Raw genomic sequence first — 1,159 nt, forward strand, 5'->3', positions numbered from 1 at the left:
ATTTTTCGAATAGTGATAAAATTACAAAGTATTCCAGAATTTCAAACTCATCTTCCTCTTTTTTCTATTGAGGATAATTTTCAGGTTGTTTATAATCAATTTCTTTCTAGCTCCTTAGGCAAAATTTATCAGGCCATACCATGGGATGAACTAGTTAAAGTTTTTGATTTAACTGACAGTAAGATGGGGCCAGATTGTATTTTTAGTCCACAAGGCAAGTTGGCGTTAATGTTTTTAAAGAACTATGCCTGTTGTTCAGATGAGCGGCTAGTAGAGCAATTCAACTCTAATATTCATTACCAACTGTTTTGCCGATTATTGCTCGGCATGGGCGAGCAACTCAATAATTTCAAAATTGTCAGTCAAATCAGATGCGAGTTGGCAGCCAAACTAGATGTGGACGAAACGCAAAAGTGTTTAGCTCGTCATTGGTTGCCTCATATGGAAGAGCTCGATCAAATTCTAACCGATGCTACGTGTTACGAAAGTAGCTTACGCTTTCCTACGGATCAGAAACTATTGTGGGAAGCTACTGATTGGTGTTATAACCAGCTGAAGTTGTTGTGTAAACATGTAAAGCACACAATGCCCCGAACAAAGTATAATAAATGGCATCAACGTTATTGGAACTACAGCCGCAAGCGACGTAAATTTAAAAAAGAAAGAATTGCCATTACCAGAGGTTTATTGGCACTGCTCAAAAAATTACTTGAAGAGCTAACCAAAATAGCCAAACAAACTGTGGTGAAAATGCCTGCCAAATACTATAAACAATACAGTATTATTGAAAAAGTATGGGAACAGCAAAACTATAAATTCACTACTGGCAAAGCTCCTGAGAACCGAATCGTTAGTTTATCTAAAAGTTATATCCGACCAATTGTAAGAGGCAAAGAAACCAAAGCAGTTGAGTTTGGTGCCAAGGTTAATAAATTACAAATCAATGGTATCAGTTTCATTGAGCATCTAAGCTTTGATGCTTTCAACGAAGGGACTCATTTTAAATCAACGATTCATCTGGCACAAACCTTAACTCATACTAAAGTGCGTTTGATTGGAGCTGATGCTATTTATGCCACAAATGCTAATCGTAAATATGCCACTTCAAATAATATCAGAACTGACTTTGTTAGAAAAGGGAGGGCTGGTAAACACGAGC

1 protein-coding gene is annotated in these 1,159 nt (G+C 37.0%); it reads left to right on the forward strand.

All coding sequences use genetic code 11. The annotated features are described in order from the left end of the window. Positions 1 to 12: 12 nt before the first annotated feature. Positions 13 to 1,159, forward strand: a 1,147-nt coding sequence (locus tag ACRD7B_RS22730; RefSeq protein ID WP_430826967.1) for a hypothetical protein, incomplete at its 3' end; no start/stop codon positions are given.

The sequence above is a fragment of the Carboxylicivirga fragile genome (genome assembly GCF_050589805.1).
GTDB classification, from domain to species: Bacteria; Bacteroidota; Bacteroidia; order Bacteroidales; family Marinilabiliaceae; genus Carboxylicivirga; species Carboxylicivirga fragile.